This window comes from Microbispora sp. CL1-1 (assembly GCF_012034195.1).
Taxonomy (GTDB): Bacteria; Actinomycetota; Actinomycetes; order Streptosporangiales; family Streptosporangiaceae; genus Microbispora.
On sequence record NZ_JAATEK010000048.1, the window covers coordinates 1 to 15,286 of the forward strand.

At 68.7% G+C, this 15,286-nt stretch carries 13 protein-coding genes; 7 read left to right on the forward strand and 6 right to left on the reverse strand.

What is annotated here, in order from left to right; translation table 11 throughout:
• The first annotated feature begins 170 nt into the window (after nt 1-170).
• The 6 genes from HCK04_RS34820 to HCK04_RS34845 all read left to right on the forward strand — a co-directional run bounded on the left by HCK04_RS34820 (nt 171) and on the right by HCK04_RS34845 (nt 5,032).
• Nucleotides 171-1,133 (forward strand): ABC transporter permease, encoded by a 963-nt coding sequence (locus tag HCK04_RS34820; protein WP_240972104.1) that lies wholly within the window; start codon nt 171-173, stop codon nt 1,131-1,133.
• Nucleotides 1,133-1,987: an ABC transporter permease gene (locus HCK04_RS34825; RefSeq protein ID WP_142651612.1), complete on the forward strand. Its 855-nt coding sequence runs from the start codon at nt 1,133-1,135 to the stop codon at nt 1,985-1,987. The genes HCK04_RS34820 and HCK04_RS34825 overlap by 1 nt, the downstream gene beginning before the upstream one ends.
• Entirely contained in the window at nt 1,984-2,931 is a 948-nt protein-coding gene (locus tag HCK04_RS34830) for an ABC transporter ATP-binding protein (protein WP_142651613.1), read from the forward strand. The genes HCK04_RS34825 and HCK04_RS34830 overlap by 4 nt, the downstream gene beginning before the upstream one ends.
• On the forward strand, nt 2,918-3,580 hold the full coding sequence (locus HCK04_RS34835) for an ATP-binding cassette domain-containing protein (protein WP_142617308.1): 663 nt from the start codon (nt 2,918-2,920) through the stop codon (nt 3,578-3,580). Before HCK04_RS34830 ends, HCK04_RS34835 begins: the two co-directional genes overlap by 14 nt.
• Before the next feature lie 162 nt (nt 3,581-3,742).
• The gene (locus tag HCK04_RS34840) at nt 3,743-4,348 is read left to right on the forward strand and encodes a superoxide dismutase (protein WP_142617307.1); all 606 of its coding nucleotides are present in this window, start codon (nt 3,743-3,745) and stop codon (nt 4,346-4,348) included.
• 546 nt (nt 4,349-4,894) lie between these two features.
• Nucleotides 4,895-5,032, forward strand: a complete 138-nt coding sequence (locus tag HCK04_RS34845) for a hypothetical protein (protein ID WP_167530296.1) — start codon at nt 4,895-4,897, stop codon at nt 5,030-5,032.
• 195 nt (nt 5,033-5,227) lie between these two features.
• Here HCK04_RS34845 and HCK04_RS34850 read toward each other — a convergent pair whose 3' ends face one another.
• Nucleotides 5,228-6,634: a PepSY domain-containing protein gene (locus HCK04_RS34850; RefSeq protein ID WP_142651614.1), complete on the reverse strand. Its 1,407-nt coding sequence runs from the start codon at nt 6,632-6,634 to the stop codon at nt 5,228-5,230.
• A gap of 153 nt (nt 6,635-6,787) precedes the next feature.
• Nucleotides 6,788-7,441 carry a hypothetical protein gene (locus HCK04_RS34855; RefSeq protein WP_142651615.1) on the reverse strand — a complete coding sequence of 218 codons (654 nt, stop codon included), beginning with the start codon at nt 7,439-7,441 and terminating at the stop codon, nt 6,788-6,790.
• A gap of 303 nt (nt 7,442-7,744) precedes the next feature.
• Between HCK04_RS34855 and HCK04_RS34860 the strand changes: the two genes are divergently transcribed.
• A complete protein-coding gene (locus HCK04_RS34860; RefSeq protein ID WP_168066517.1) occupies nt 7,745-7,909 on the forward strand; it encodes a hypothetical protein in 165 nt (54 codons plus the stop codon).
• 118 nt (nt 7,910-8,027) lie between these two features.
• Here the strand turns inward: HCK04_RS34860 and HCK04_RS34865 are convergent, their stop codons facing one another.
• From HCK04_RS34865 to HCK04_RS34880, 4 genes are all read right to left on the reverse strand, one after another.
• Entirely contained in the window at nt 8,028-10,289 is a 2,262-nt protein-coding gene (locus HCK04_RS34865; RefSeq protein ID WP_221890019.1) for a DEAD/DEAH box helicase, read from the reverse strand.
• The gene (locus tag HCK04_RS34870; RefSeq protein ID WP_142651616.1) at nt 10,258-11,610 is read right to left on the reverse strand and encodes an ATP-binding protein; all 1,353 of its coding nucleotides are present in this window, start codon (nt 11,608-11,610) and stop codon (nt 10,258-10,260) included. Before HCK04_RS34870 ends, HCK04_RS34865 begins: the two co-directional genes overlap by 32 nt.
• Nucleotides 11,607-13,679, reverse strand: a complete 2,073-nt coding sequence (locus tag HCK04_RS34875; RefSeq protein ID WP_168066519.1) for a TerB N-terminal domain-containing protein — start codon at nt 13,677-13,679, stop codon at nt 11,607-11,609. The genes HCK04_RS34870 and HCK04_RS34875 overlap by 4 nt, the downstream gene beginning before the upstream one ends.
• A 495-nt stretch (nt 13,680-14,174) precedes the next feature.
• A complete protein-coding gene (locus tag HCK04_RS34880) occupies nt 14,175-14,963 on the reverse strand; it encodes a DUF6461 domain-containing protein (RefSeq protein WP_142651618.1) in 789 nt (262 codons plus the stop codon).
• Nucleotides 14,964-15,286 lie beyond the last annotated feature (323 nt).

Sequence of the window (15,286 nt, forward strand, 5' to 3'; positions counted from 1 at the left end):
CGCGACGACGAGGTCTGGACCTACCTGGTCTATCTCCAGCACGTCTACGTCGTGCGCGGGAAGTGGACCGGCATCGCTCCGGCCGTGGAAGCGCACGAGCATGCCACCGGCGGGTTGTTCCGCACTCTGGCGGAGTGGAAGCCCGCCGCATGACGCGCGCCCTGGGACGGATGGCGGCATGGAGGCTGGCGTTCACCGCGCCGCTGCTCCTGGTCGTCACGCTGGGGATGTTCGTGCTGGCGAAGGCGTCGCCCTTTGATCCGGTGCGGCAGTATCTCGGCGATCGGGCGCTGACCACGAGCCCGGAGATCGCCCGGCAGATACGGGCCAACTGGGGTCTGGACCGGCCACTCGCCGAGCAGTACCTCACCTGGCTCGGCAACCTGCTCCGCGGCGATCTCGGGGAGTCACGGAGCATGCACCGGCCCGTCGCCGAGGTGATCGGGGAACGGCTGGGATGGACCCTGCTCGCGGCCGGCTGCGCCATGGTCGTCATGCTGGCCGCAAGCCTCGTGCTGGGGTCGCTGGCGGCCTGGCGTCGTGACTCCTGGGCCGACCGGTTGATCAGCGGCACGGCCTATGCCAACGAAGCGGCTCCGGTGTTCTGGACCGCGCTCATCGTGATCTGGATATTCGCCGTGAGACTGCGATGGCTGCCTCCCGGCGGCCTCACCGACGCGGCGTCCGGGACGGTGGAGCCCGCCGACGTGCTCCGGCACATGATCCTCCCGGTGGCCGTCCTGGCGTTCTCGCAGTCCTCATGGCTGGTGCTGTTCGTCCGCGAGTCGCTGATCACGACCTTGCGGGAGGACTTCGTCATCGGCGCCCGGGCCCGTGGCCTGCGCGAACGCACGGTCGTCGTCCGCCACGCGCTCCGGTCGGCGCTGCTGCCGTTCATCACCCTGCTGGGCGCCCGCATTCCCGAGCTCGTCACCGGGGCGATCCTCGTCGAGACCGTCTTCTCCTGGCCCGGAGTGGCCTCCGCGTCCGTGCAGGCGGCGCTCGCCGCGGACTTCCCGCTGCTCGCCGCGCTCACGCTGCTGGCGACCCTTGCGGTGGTCGCCGGCAACCTGCTCGCCGACACCGCGTACGTGATCGCCGACCCGCGGGTGCGGGTCCTGGGGGTGAGCTGATGGCGACAGGAGTCGCGGGTGGGCTCGCACGTTCCCGACGCCGCTTCCCACGCAGCGCCGCGGTGACGCTGGCGTTGCTCCTGCTCGCCGTGGTGCTCGTGCCGCTGTTCGCCAGGCTCGACCAGCAACTGGTCGACCTTCACGCCGCCTCGCTGCCGCCCTCGCTCAGGCATCCGTTCGGCACCGACGAGGTGGGCCGCGACGTGCTGCTGCGCGCCGTGTACGGCCTGCGCGTCTCCGTGCTCGTCGGTCTCGCCGCGGCCGTCGTCTCTGTCACGATCGGCACGTTGGCCGGGCTCGCCGCCGGAGCGGCCGGCGGGACGCTGAACCGGCTCATCATGAGGATCGTCGACGGTTTCAACTCCGTGCCGCACCTGCTGTTCGGCATCTTCATCGTCGCGCTGTTCACCCCGAGCACCACCGCAGTCGTCGTATCGGTCGCGCTCACCCATTGGATGACCGCGGCCAGGATCGTGCGCTCCGAGGTCCTGACCCTGCGCGCCCGGCCGTTCGTCGACGCCGCGATCTCCGGCGGATCGAGGCGGCTGCGGATCGTGCGCCGCCATTTCCTGCCCCATCTGATACCGCACATCATGCTCGCCTCGGTGCTGATGATCCCGCACGCCATCTGGCACGAGACCGCGCTCAGCTTCCTCGGCCTGGGACTGCCGGCCCATCTCGCCTCACTCGGGAACATGATCAACGACGGTGCGCGGTCCCTGCTCGCCGGCAACTGGTGGGCCTCGCTGTTCCCCGGCCTGTTCATCTTCCTGCCGACCCTGGCGATCTCCGCGCTCGCCCAGTACTGGCGCGACCGATCCAATCCGCGCTGGCGATCGGAGCTGCAGCTGTGAAACCACCACGTCTCCGCGTCGAGGGCCTGTCGGTTCGCTTCCACCTACCCGGCGCCACCGTGCGGGCCGTCACCGACGCCCACTTCGAGGTGCGGCGCGGTCAGTGCCTCGCCCTAGTCGGAGAATCCGGCTGCGGCAAATCCGTGATGGCCCACGCCCTCATGGGCCTGCTCCCCGGCAACGCCTCGGTCGAGGGCGCCGCCTGGCTCGAGTCCGGCGACACACCCCCCGTAAACCTGATCGCAGCACCGGAGAAGGTCCTCGCACGCACCGTGCGGGGCCGACGCATCGGGCTCGTCCCGCAGAGTCCCACCACGCATCTCACCCCGGTCCGCACAGCGCGCGCCCAGCTCACCGAGGCCCTGCACGAGCTAGGAAACCCCGATCACGCCGACACGCTGGCCGAGCGGGCAGGCCTGCGCCCATCTGACCTCGACCGTTATCCCCACCAGCTCTCCGGCGGGATGGCGCAGCGTGTGGTCAACGCGATCGCCCTCGCCGGCGACCCGTGGCTGATCATCGCCGACGAGCCGACCAGCGGCCTCGACCGCCCCCTCGTCGAGGCGACCATGACCGAGCTACGCCGCCTCGCCGACGACGGCCGGGCCGTCCTGCTCATCACGCACGACCTGCGGGCAGCGCAGCAGGTCGCCGACCACGTCGCCGTCATGTACGCCAGCCGTATCCTGTCCCTCGAACCGGCAGCCGACTTCTTCACCGGGCCCCGTCATCCGTACGCCGCAGGGCTGCTGGACGCGCTGCCTTCCCGGCGTTTCGCCGCGATTCCCGGCCAGCCGCCCGAGCTCACCGATCTGCCCGAAGGGTGCGCCTTCCGGCCGCGCTGCGCCAGGGCAACCGACGACTGCGGACGACTGCCCCTGCCACCCCTCGGTGACAACCGGGTGGCCTGCCACCACCCTCTGGAGAGCCATGTTGCGCGCTGAGGGCGTCGTCGTCTCCTACGGCCGCCAACGGGTACTGGGCGGCGTCGGCATAGAGGTATCGCCCGGACAGGTGACCGGACTCGCCGGGCCGAGCGGCTGCGGGAAGTCCACGCTCGCCCGCGTGCTCGCCATGCTGCTGAAGCCCGCCGCGGGCAGGCTCACCGTCGACGGAGTGGACGTCCGCCGCTGGCGCCACCGCGTCCCACGCGAGCTTCGCGGCCAGGTCGCACTGATATTCCAACAGCCCCGGCTCGCCGTCGACCCCCGCTTCACCCTGCTCGACGTTATCGCCGAACCCCTCCGCGCCGCCCACCGGTCGATCGAGCACGCGCGGGAACTGGCCGAGGAGATGGGCCTGACACCCGAACTGCTCTCCCGCCGCCCACATGAGGTCTCCGACGGTCAGCTCCAGCGGGCGTGCGTCGCCCGGAGCCTCACCCTCCGCCCTCGCTACGTGATCTGCGACGAGATGACCACCATGCTCGACGCGTCCACCCAGGCCCATCTCGTCGCACGGCTGGAGGCCTACCGCCTCGAATCGGGGGCCGGAGTGCTGGCCATCACCCACGACGACGAATTGCTCATCCGCTGGACCGGACCGTCCGGCGGATCCATCCGTCACCTGTCCGAGATGGCTCCTGCCGCCTGAGGACGTCGATCCGCTCACAGCGATCGACGCGGACAGCGGCAGCGTGGTCCTGCACCCCGATGGAGGTTCGAGTTCGACGATCACAGCGATCACACTCACACCTCCGTGTTGCGTGATAGATGTAGTTGCAAGTGATTCGCAATAACTGTTTGGAGGGACCTGATGGGCCAGTACGCCCTGCCCGACCTGCCCTACGACTACGCCGCGCTCGAACCGGCGATCACGGGCGAGATCCTGGAGTTGCACCACGCGAAGCATCACGCCGCCTACGTCAAGGGCGCCAACGACACCCTCGATCGCCTCGCCGAAGCCCGGGACAAGGGCGACTTCAGCGGACTGGTCGGCCTGGAGAAGACCTACGCCTTCAACCTGTCCGGGCACGTCCTGCACACGATCTTCTGGCAGAACCTCTCACCGGACGGCGGTGACCGGCCCGACGGGGCACTGCGCGACGCGATCGACGAGCACTTCGGCTCCTTCGAGGCGTTCCAGAAGCAGCTGACCACCGCGACCAGCACGGTGCAGGGCTCCGGCTGGGGAGTTCTGGCCTGGGAGCCCCTTTCCCGCCGGCTCGTCGTCGAGCAGGTCTACGACCACCACGGCAACGTCGGGATGAACACCACCCCGCTCCTGGTCTTCGACGCCTGGGAGCACGCCTACTACCTGCAGTATCGCAACGTCCGGCCGGACTACGTTGAAAAGCTCTGGAGCCTGGTCAACTGGACCGACGTGACTTCCCGCTTTGAGGCCGCGCGAGGCGTGGCCTGAACCTTCCCGCCCAAGACCGCGGCGGCCCGTGGTGCTAGGAGATCCTTCCGCAGCACTGTTCCAACCACGGGCCGCCGCCCGGGACTTCTCTCCCCAGCCCCGACAACCTGATGCGGAGAGGCGCGAACGAGCCTCCTTCAAACTCTCGCGCCGCGTCCGTCAGTCGCGCTCACCGTTCTCCGGTCCTGATCCGGGGTCCTCCGAGCTGTCCGGGAGCGGCGGCGTCGACGGTTTCCTGCCGCGTCCAGCAGGACGGCGGCCACTTCGAGAACAGCGAGCGCGGCCACGACCGCCCAGATCCAGCCCGGCATGCCAGTCTCCTGATCCGGGCTGTCCGCCACGGTCACCGGGGTAGCGGAGGGTGCCGCACCTCCGGCCGATGCCACCGAGTTCCTCCTGGATGGGCAGCGGACCATCGCCCTGCTGTCCGACCCGCTGGACACCGGCGCGAACTGGCTCGGCACCGCCGGGTGAACCACCCAGGCGCTCGGCACCACCCCCGCCGGAGTCGCCACCCTCCAGGTCACGGTCATCGTCATCGGCCACGTGCTGGGCACCGTCCTGGCACACGACCGCGCGCTGGCCCCGTCCCCCCGCCGGACCGCCGTCCTCGGCCAGATCCCCCTGCTCGTGCTGATGGTGGTCTACACCGTCGTGGGCCTGCTTCTCCTGTTCGCCGCCTGAGGCGCGAAGGGAGCCCGCGACGAACCGCGAGAGCCGGGCCCGCTACTACAGGCCCCAGGCTCCGTAACCGCGCCCTCCCCGCCGTACGCGCATCACGGTCATGTCCACACACGCCCACTGTTCACCACTCGGCGGGTGATGTGGCCGGAGCCCGAATTCTCGCGGATCCGGGCTCCGGCTGCACAAGCCATGCGCCTAGCCGGCGACCCTGGAACGGAGCCCGAGTAGGGTGTCAATCACCAGGAACGCGGCCAGGGAGATGCCCATCAGGGGCAGGAAGTACCCCACGACGAGGGCGAGCAGGGCCAGCGGCGCCAGAACTCCCCAGTGCACCGCCCGCCAACCGCCGCGGGGGTAGGGCCGGCCGAATCCGGGGGTCGGACGGCGCCGCCACCACATCCGGTAGCCCAGCACGATCAGCGTGACGAGCCCGATTGCGATCGCGGCCAGGACGATCTGGTTGGCCAGGCCGAACAGCAGCCCCATATGCGCGTCGATGCCCCACTCGGTGAGCTTGGCGGCCAGCGGGTAGTCGGCGAACCGCAACTCGCCCACGAACTGCCCGGTCGCCGGGTCGAACGCCAGCTGGTCCAGTCGCGTGGGAGCGGTCTTGCGGATCTCCTTGACCACGTACGCGGCCCCGGGCTCGGCCGGCGGGACGATCTCCAGCGGGCCGGACAGCCGCCAGCTGGCCGCCGCCTGCGCGATCTTGTCGATTCCCACGTCCGCGGTGTCGCCGGCCTGGCCGCCGCTCGCGGCGTGCCCGGCGTGCCCCGTGTGCCCGGCGTGCTCACCGAGATCGGTGCTGATCGACGGAGTCGCCCAGCCGAACCTCGTACGCAGCTCGCCGATGTTCTCTCCGGCGTACTTCGACCAGGTCAGGCCGGTGGCGGACAGGAACAGCACGCCCAGCACGGCCCACAAGCCCACCGAGCCGTGCCAGGACAGCGTGCGGCGTAGCCCAGTGGCGGCGCGGTCGGGAGTGAGCAGGCCACGGAGGCGGCGGCCGTTGCGGCGACGCCTGCTCAGCCACAGCGCCAGCCCGCCGAGGGCGACGACCCACAGCCAGCTGGCGGCCAGCTCGCTGTAGATCCGCCCGGGCTCTCCCAGGTGGAGGCGACGGTGCAGGTCGGAGATCCAGGCGCGTACGGGCAGCGCGCCGGAGCCGCCGTAGCTTTCCAGCGTGCCGCGCACCTGACCGGTGCCGGGGTCGACGAAGACCGCCATCTGAGTGCTTTCGGGCAGGTTCGGCACGTCCAGCAGCACCCGGGTGGTCAGGCCGGGCTCGGCCGCGGGCCGCACCGCGGTCACCTTCCCTTCGGGGAGCGCCTGGCGAGCCGCAGTGACCTGCTCGCTCAGGGGAACGCTGGTCTGAGTCACCGGCGCGGTCAGCTCATGCCGGTAGACGACGTTCTCGATCTGGAAAGAGGCGGCGTACAGCAGGCCCGTGGTCGCGGCCACGAGCAGGAAGGGGGCGATGAGGATTCCGGCATAGAAGTGCAGGCGCAGCACCAGCGGGCGCAGCACCGCCCAGGTCGCACGCCTGGGCTGGGGAGGCCGGGCCGGATCGACGGCACGCTGAATATCAGCGGTAGAAGTCATGGGGTTCTCCGTTCACGGCGAGCGCACACCGACAGGTACGCGTCACCTGCGTAGGGGGGTTACGCCGCGGACCGCGTTCAGCGCGGTTCAGGGCGGCGAAACGGGCGTACGGCATGGCGAGCCGATGCCGCCAATGGCAGGCGGCAGCCCGTATCAGAGAACGGAGACGGCCAGAGGCGGACCGCGCCGAGCGACCACCACGACGAAGTCGGAACGACGAGGGACCCGGAGGAGAGGTTCCACCACGGGGCGGGGAGAGGGTGCGGCGATGTCGACCAGCGCACTCGCGAGGACGCGCAACACGGCCCGCAGTCCTCGCACCGGCGTGACGGCCAGATGCACGATCATCGCCAGGGCCGACTCACCGTGTTCCAGCACCCAGGCGGACAAGACCGCCAGCGCGGCATGGATCAGCAGCATTCCCAAACCGGTGCCGTGCTCACCCGTCCACGGCGACGGCGACGCGTGCGCGGCGCCGAGAGTGAATAGATGGTGCATCCCGTACTGCGCGCCGAAGGAAGCGCTCAGCAGGACCCCCAGGCCCCGCTGACGGCCTGCGAGGAGGAACGCGCCCAGCCAGGTCAGCGCCATTGCGGCGACCAGGGTTCCCCCGCGCACGGGAGCCCCGCCGGCCAGCATGTGCATAGCGGCTGAGACCAGCACGCACGCTGCCGCGAACACCGCGGCACGTAACGCACGCAGGGACGATCCGCCGACATGCACAGCGCAATCGTCCCAGAACGCCCATATACCTTCCATTCTTGACATGTTTGATCGCTGTCGGATATGGGTGTCCATTTCCTTCATATGGGGCCTGGCCAGGCTCTACAGCCTGCCGCGGTTGCGGAATCAGCCGGAGGAACTCCTGAAACGCTCACAAGACGGGTAGATCAGACGATGGCCAGGTCTTCGGCACCAGCGTCGGCCGGGCGAGGCTGGCCTGGGCGCGGCTGGTGCTTTTAGCCCCGGGGACGACCGGTTCCTACGTCCCGCTCTCGACCGGCAAGAGGGTCCTGCGACCGGCTTCGTCGTACGGCCGAAGAAGAAAGACCGCTGGTACGTCACCCGCATGCGGATGAGCTGCTGCGCGGCCGACGCCATCGCCCTAAGGTGGCTGTGCTCGGCGCCGCTCCGCCGCCCGACGACACCTGGGTCGAGGTGACCGCCACCTGGGTCCCGCCGAGGTCCCGCAAGATCCTGAACGGAACCGTGCCACCGGAGATGACCGCCATCCAGGTGACGGAAATCCCAGAACCGAGCGAGCCGTACGAGTAGGCCGACACCACCCCCCAACTCTCCTCCGCCTTCCCACCCGACCCCCCACCGCCGGTCGATTCGCCCTCTCGCTGACGCCGCTTCCGGATGCTTCACGAAGCAACGGACCGGTTTGGAGCTACGAGAGACAGGCGAGGGCGCTCTGCTCGGCGAGACGGCTGATCACGTTTCGAGCACCAGGAACATCAAGCTGCCGGGCAGCGAAAGATCGGGCCAAGAGCTCCTCCCCGATCAATTCGTCGTACTTGTCAATTCTCTTGTCGGGGATCAGCCGAGCCAGCTCGGTCGCTGTGGGCAGCTCGGATTCGCTCATTTCTCTCAGCAGGTCGGCGGTGGTCTGCGGCGATGCTCCGGACAGTGCCAGTGCCAGCCCCTGTCGTTCCACGCTGACTCCCCTGGTATGCAGGGTGAGCGCGATCGTCGTCATGATCGCATCACCGCAGAACGGGAAGAGCAGGGTGTCGTTTCCGTAGGCCAGGATCGGCTGGGCTTCCAGGCCGAAGCGGCGGTAGGCGGCGCGGCCCTCCTCCAAGAGGCGCTGGGCGGTCGCATCCAGGTAGATGGGAACAGCGCTGTCCTGGTAAACGCGCCGCATCTCGGTCCGAATGCGGTCGTGTACCTCCGGGCCGGCTCCCGTGAAGCGTGGCGGGCGGCCGCCTGATGCTCGCGCGACCTCGATGACCTTTGCCCGCGCGTCGATGGCGAGGACTCGCCAACGCCGGCCCGCGAAAATCAGCAGAGCACCTTCGGGGAGTGACTGTTCGATGGGCAGGCTTCCGAGAGCCCGTCCCCCATGCACGATGCGGTATTCGGTGGGAGCCGCGAAGGCGGCGTAGAAGGTGTAATGGTTGACCAGCTTCTCCCCCGCGTCACCGTGCAGAAGGAGGCCATCGGTCTCCTGCCGGATGATCGTCGCTTCGCCGAGGTCGCGCAGCAGGGCGGCGAAGGTCGCGGCGTCGACCAGCCGAAAAGGGCCCTGGCCGCAGAGCGTTCGGTAGGCGTCGTTCGGGGTGATGCCGCCGTGTTGGGCGATCAGCGAGAGAGTCTGCTGCACCAGGGTGGACAGATGCAGCGCCGTTCCGTGTGGGGGTTCGTACCAGCGCTGTAGCAGAAGCTCGATCGTCGCGATGGTCTGCACGAGCTGAGCGCGAAGTTCCTCGGCTGGGTGCAGCGTTGGTGACAGCTCACGCTCGCGGATGTAGACCCGCAGGATCGCCGGCCCTCCGCGTCGCCCGGAACGTCCGAGGCGCTGACGCAGGGCGGCGACCCCGGGGGGCGCTCCGACCTGCGCGACCGACGAGACCGATCCGATGTCGATCCCCATTTCCAAGGTGGAGGTGCAGACGGCGGTGACCGGCCGGGCACGGTCCTTGAGGCGGGACTCGGCATGCTCGCGGATGTCCTTGGAGAGGTTTCCGTGGTGCGGGACGAACTCGTTCGGCACGCCCGCCTGGTCGCATCGACGGCTGAGCAGGTCGGTGTACTCCTCCACGGCAGCCCGGGAATTCGCGAAGATCAGGTTGTGGGAGCCGCGCAGGGTCGTGAACAGGTGATCGGCGATGGCGGACCGCTCCCCTGAGTCCTCCTCGCCCGTCTGTTGCTCCGCGTCCTCATCGGCGGTTCTGTCCAGGGCAGAGAGGTTGGGCTGCGTTTCGACGTAGCCGCGCACCTGCAACTGAAGCTCTTGACCGTCGGCGTCCGACACGATCACGGTGACCTTGTCCCCGCTGCCGGGCCGGAGGAAATCCGCCGCCGCGCGCATGTCGCCGAGTGTGGCCGATAGTCCGATCCGTGGGACGCGGCGGCGGGCGGCCAGGTCGAGCCGGTGCATGAGGGACTGCAGTTGTGCTCCGCGCTCGGTGCCCATGAACGAGTGCATCTCGTCGATGACGACGTAGCGCAGGGCACCGGCCAGGTCGCGCATCTTCCACCCGCGCAGGACGAACATCGCCTCCAGCGATTCGGGGGTGATCAGGAGGATGCCCCGGGGCCGGTCGAGGAGCTTGCTCTTGACGCCGGCGCCGACGTCGCCGTGCCAGCGGGCCACCGGGATGTCCAGGTGTTCGCACAGCTCGTCGAGCCTGCCGTACTGGTCGTTGATCAACGCCTTAAGCGGGCTGATGTATATCGCAGCGAACCCGCCGGTTTGCGGCGGATCCGCGGTCAGCGCCGAGCAGACGGGAAGGAACGCGGCCTCGGTCTTCCCCGAGGCGGTTGCCGCGGCGATGAGCACGTCTGTCTCACCCGCGAGAACGGGAGCGGCGGCCGCCTCCTGGGCCGGGCGCAGCTCGGGCCAGTCCTGCTGCCAGATCCACCGTTGCACCTTGGGGTGGAGCAGCTGGAAGGCGTCAGAGCCGGAAGGAGGCGAGGTCGTCGTCACCGAAAGCTCCGGGCTGGGTCACCGATGCCTGCGTGGCGAGACCCTCGTCTTCTTCGAGCGGGGCCAGATCGGGGTTGCTCTCCTGGTCCAGCTCGACCGAGGGGAGAATCCGCCGCCAGTCCGCTCCGGGATTCTGCTCCAGTACGGCCAGCAGGTCGCAGAAGGCTTTGATCGTCGTTCGTGGCGTGCGGAAGTAGGCGTCACCGACCCGGCTGGAGCAGTGGTGCATGAACGCGGGCAGCGCGTCGTCGGCGACGAGATAGCGGGACGGGTCGCCGAAGGCGTAGACGTGCCGGATCTTCGTGAGTAGGACGTAGAGGTCCTCCGGGGTCAAGGCGGTAAGACGGAGCACTGGCCCGGAGTAGTCCACCAGCCCGTCCCTGGCGAAGGAGTTCTCCGCCAGCCGCGACTGCAGTGCGGCGTAGCTGTAGAGCCCGCGACGGGAATCGGTGAGGAACTCGGGGGTGCCGCCGAACAAGAAGCCCAGGTGCGCGGCCGTGCCCTGCAGTGTGTCGTTGAAGATACGCAGGATCTGCTCGTAGTTGGCGTTGCGGGCCTGGGTGGAGGCCAGCTTGTAGAGGTTGACCATCTCATCCAGGCACACCAGCATGCCGTCGTATCCGGCCAGGCGGACGAACCGGCTCATCAGCTTGAGGTGGTCGTGGAAGGTCGCGTCGTCGATGATCGTCCGGACGCCGAGCGCGGACCTGGCTTCGGTCTTGGTGGAGTATTCGGCCCGCAGCCAGCGCACCGCGGCGGCCTTCAGTTGCTCGTCACCGCTGTCGTGCCCGCGCCAGTAGGCGCCGACGACCTCGGCGAAGTCGTATCCTCCGGTCATCTCGGCCAGGTGGGCAAGGCGCGTACGGATGACCTGCCCGGGGTCGGCGCCGACCTGCTGGGCCTCGGCAAGTGCCGTGGAGACGAACCTCTCGACGACTGCGGAAAGTGCCCCGCCGTCGGGCTTGGCTCTGGTGGCCATGTTGCGCATCAGTTCGGCGTAGAGGCTGCGTGCCTGGCCGCCGGTGGAGTGCAGGCGGCGGTCGGGGTTGAGATCGGCGTGAACGGTGACCAGTTTCTTCTCCAGAGCGATGGATCGCACCAGGTGCAGGAAGAAGGTCTTGCCCGCGCCGAAGTCACCGATGACGAAACGCACGGCTGACCCACCACCGGCGATTCGATCGATGTCGGTCACCAGGGCCTGGACCTCGGGGGCCCGGCCCACCTGCACATGCCGCTGGCCGGCCCGAGGGACTACGCCCGCCCGCAGCGACTGGAGGAGGGCGTCACGCTCGCGGGGGCGGATCGGGATCGTCGTGGTCACGTCAGCATCTCTCCCAGCAGGTATCGATTGACCCAGATCGGGTCGTCTCCCTCGAGTAACGGCTCACCGCCCACCTCGTAGGCGGCTTCGTTGATGCGATCGAGTGCGCCATCGGGGAGCAGGTTCCATTTCGCCGCGAGGTCCTCGAACTCCCCCCGAGACAACTGCTCCACCTGCGGGAGGCCGCGTACGAGGCCGGAGTGCGGGCCGTCCAGCCCGGCGACCGGATCAGCGGCCGGAGGCGGCGAGGGCGCGTGTGTCGGCTCCTCTTCAGTGAAGATCGAGCCCAGCAACGCCCCCACCCTGGCCGTCTCCTCAAGCTTGGCGGCGATGGCACCGTGGTCGAGGTGCACGGCGGCCGGGGCCGTTCGAACGTCGACAGGGCGGGGAATCGCAAAGCCCGGCTCCGGCTCAGCATGGCGAACGACCACTGGACCGGCCGCTGGAGCGGGGTGAGCGGCGGCAGGCAGCACGGCCTTCACCATGGCGGGATCGAGTCCGAGCAGCCGATAGATACGGCTGAGGGTCTTGACCTCTTCAGGAGAAATATGACCGTCGGCTGCGGCCACCCCGGTGAGGAACTCCGCCACGTAGGCCCGCTGTCTCTCGTCGATCTCGGCCAGGCGCCGGGTCAGGCCGGTGAGCTTCACCTCGGTGGCGATGAGCCAGCGCAGGTGCGCGTGCAGGCGCCGGCGTTCGTCCTGTGTCAGGTGCAGGGCCCGTTCGAGGTGATCGCTGAGATGACCCTGCTCCGCCTCCGAGGTCTCCCCGTCGGCGGCGCTCACGGCCGCCGCCAGATGGAGCAGGATCGTCGCGGCGCGGTAGGCGTCCGAGGATGCCGCGGTGGGACCGCCCGGAGCGGCGAAAAGCACCATGGGACCGCTCGACAGGACCGGACCGCCCAGCCGCGGATCGGGTTCGACTCCGATCCCCACGCTGCCCAGCAGTTGCGCCAAAGCGACGACGTCTTTCTTCGCCGGCTTGGCCTCAGACGCGTCCAGCAGCGCGGCGAACTCCTCCGTCGGCACGAGAGCGGTCTCCTGCGCGCCAAGACGGTTCCGCGCCCACGTCACGGCGCGGCTCGCGCCTCCCGACTCGAGGTCCAGCAACTCTGCCGGAAGCAGTGCTTGCGCCTGCACACTCGCCTGCCGGTCCGGGAAGCGTCCGACGAAACGGCTGTAGGCGTCCAAGTCGGTGGTGCACTCGTCAGCCAACGCCACGAGCTTGCGTGTCGGCGCGGCCAGCGTCAGCACGTCGGGGATGCCGTGGAGTGTCAGCCGGGGGTACCCGCCGAAGCCGGCACTGGCGGGCCGGTAATCAAGGGAGACTTCCTTGCGTCCAGGCCGGACCACCAGCCCGGCACGATGACGCGCGGCGTACCGCGCGCGGAACAGCGCATCGAACTGAGCGGCGCAACGCGTCGCCGGAGTACGCGGGTAGTAGTCGGGGTGGGAGCGGATCCAGGCCAACGCCCACTCGGCGGGGACTGGTCGTCCCTCCGCCGCGAACTCCCCCAATCCCACCGTCAGCCGAAGCGGCGTCACCTCGCGAGAAGGCTCAGGGGGATGCCCAGCGCTGGGCTGCGTGTCCTGGCCCGCCAGGATCAGCAGGTCGAGGACTTGGTCGAACTCACCGGCATAGCTCCGGAAGGAGGAGTTCTCACCGTAGATCCGGAGAAGCCGGCGAACCTCGGCCTGGATGATCGACAACTCGCGCCCCACAGTGGAACGATCCAGGCGTAGATCGTGCAGAGCCCGTCGTTCCAGGCCATAGAAGTAGAGGAACACATAGCCAATGGGCACATGCGGGTAGCGCCGTCCGTCGGCGAGCCAGGACAGATAGGCGGCACGCGAATCCGGCGGAATCGACGCATAGGACGGCCAGTAGCGCAGGCCCTGTCCCGTCCAATCCGGACGGCGCAGGTCGACGGGCAGTCGCGGGTCGATCAACGCCGGTTCGACCGTCTGCCCCGATACCGACGGTAAACCGGCGCCCACATACAGCAGGCCGCCGACGATGTTGAGCCCCGCGACGCCGACCCCGACGCCTGGCGGCAGCCAAGGTCCCACGGGAGGCGGCGGAGGCGGGGGCGACTGCGGCTGCTGCGGATATCCCGTTCCTGCAGGGACTACCGCGCGGCGGGGAGCTGCAGCCTGCCTACCGTCGTGCCCGGACGGATGATGCCCCTCGGCCGCTCGACGCCGGCCCGGCTCACCCCGAAAACGGTCCAAGAATCCCACGCGCTCACCTCTTCCGATCACACGCACGATCAGCAGACCGAGAAGCCGTGTGGATGCGATCAAGAAGCACGAGTGAACACTAGCCCCGAACGCCTTTGCCCTACCGTTCGAGCAATCACCTCGTTATCAACTTGAACCACAATTACGGGCAGGAATAAAACCACGATAAGGGACAATTCGACGCCTTCCGTAACCGTCCCATGACCCCAGTGGAAGAACCTCCGACTATCGTCCGGCTGCAAGTCGGCCCGGAGAACTCGCAGTTGACCATCCGGCCTCTACGCCGGTTTGGATCAGCCGGACACCGAGGCGGCAGAGCCGGCTTCAACGGAAGAATGCAGCACCGAGAACGGGACGCTCGATGTGCGCGGGTGTGACCACGACGCCGGAGATTCGGCCGGCAAGCGCGAGGACGGCCTGGATGGCGTTGTCGATCCAGTCGTCGGTGGCCGGGTCGATGCCGAGCTGGCGAAGATGCCGGTTGAGCCGGTCGGGTGCGGTGCCCCAGCGGGTTCCGGGTTGGCTCGGATCGAAACCGGTGACGAGCTCACCGTCGAGGGCGTAGGCGAAGTCGTGCCTGGCGGCGTAATCGTGTCGCATCACGGCGACAGCCTCCTCGCCATCGCGGGACAGCTTACCGATGACCTCGCGTTGCACGCCGAGCCAGCCGCACTCCTCGATCACGATGGTCCAATCTCCCGCCCGCCGTACCGTGACGATCTCTGTGCGGCTGGAGTCGGGGTACTCATCCACGTCGATCAGGCGGATGTGTTCCGGGGCGGCGCCCAACCGCCGCAGCACCTCGTACTCCTCCACTCCCCTGACGAGGGTGATCGTGTAGATCGGTCCCAGCGGGCCCTCGTCCTGCCACGCATAGTCCTCCGGCGAGGCACCGGGCATGCGGGCGGCGGCATGCACCGCCTCGGTCTTCTCAGCCCGCTCATACACGTCAGGGTTGGCAGCGAAGAATGCCTCGACGAGCCCGTGACCGACCCGGCCGCAATCGCTGATCGGGTGTCCATTGGCCCGCGCCCACTCCCGGATCGCCAAGTCGATGTCACGCCCGTACGCCACCTGGGTGACACGGAGCGGAGTGAAGTCGGCGTCGGACATGATCGGAACCTACCGATGCTCGCTACAGGTGACAACGCACTGCTCCCAGCCCCGGCTCGCAGCTCTCCACGTCCCCAGCGTCGGTGTGGCGAACGACGGTCACCAAGTCGTGGCCAGGAAGGTCGCCAGGGCAGCTACGGGCGTCTGCGATGGCTTCCCGCTGCGGATGCGTTGTCGATCAAGTTCCTACCGCTCAGAAGCAGGGTCCTTTACGGTGTAGATCTCCCAGTCCGTTTGAACACGAGGCGCTCCCCCGGCCAGAGGACCGGCGAATGCGGTGACACGCTGGACAGACATCTGTCACCGGGCGGCACGGTCCGGGA

What these genes read in the sequence shown, in the direction of transcription:
- HCK04_RS34855 (WP_142651615.1), bottom strand. Translation starts at nt 7,441, where the DNA reads ATGAAGGAAATGGACACCCATATCCGACAGCGATCAAACATGTCAAGA.
- HCK04_RS34850 (WP_142651614.1), bottom strand. Translation starts at nt 6,634, where the DNA reads ATGACTTCTACCGCTGATATTCAGCGTGCCGTCGATCCGGCCCGGCCT.
- HCK04_RS34840 (WP_142617307.1), top strand. Translation starts at nt 3,743, where the DNA reads ATGGGCCAGTACGCCCTGCCCGACCTGCCCTACGACTACGCCGCGCTC.
- HCK04_RS34880 (WP_142651618.1), bottom strand. Translation starts at nt 14,963, where the DNA reads ATGTCCGACGCCGACTTCACTCCGCTCCGTGTCACCCAGGTGGCGTAC.
- HCK04_RS34835 (WP_142617308.1), top strand. Translation starts at nt 2,918, where the DNA reads ATGTTGCGCGCTGAGGGCGTCGTCGTCTCCTACGGCCGCCAACGGGTA.
- HCK04_RS34820 (WP_240972104.1), top strand. Translation starts at nt 171, where the DNA reads ATGGCGGCATGGAGGCTGGCGTTCACCGCGCCGCTGCTCCTGGTCGTC.
- HCK04_RS34825 (WP_142651612.1), top strand. Translation starts at nt 1,133, where the DNA reads ATGGCGACAGGAGTCGCGGGTGGGCTCGCACGTTCCCGACGCCGCTTC.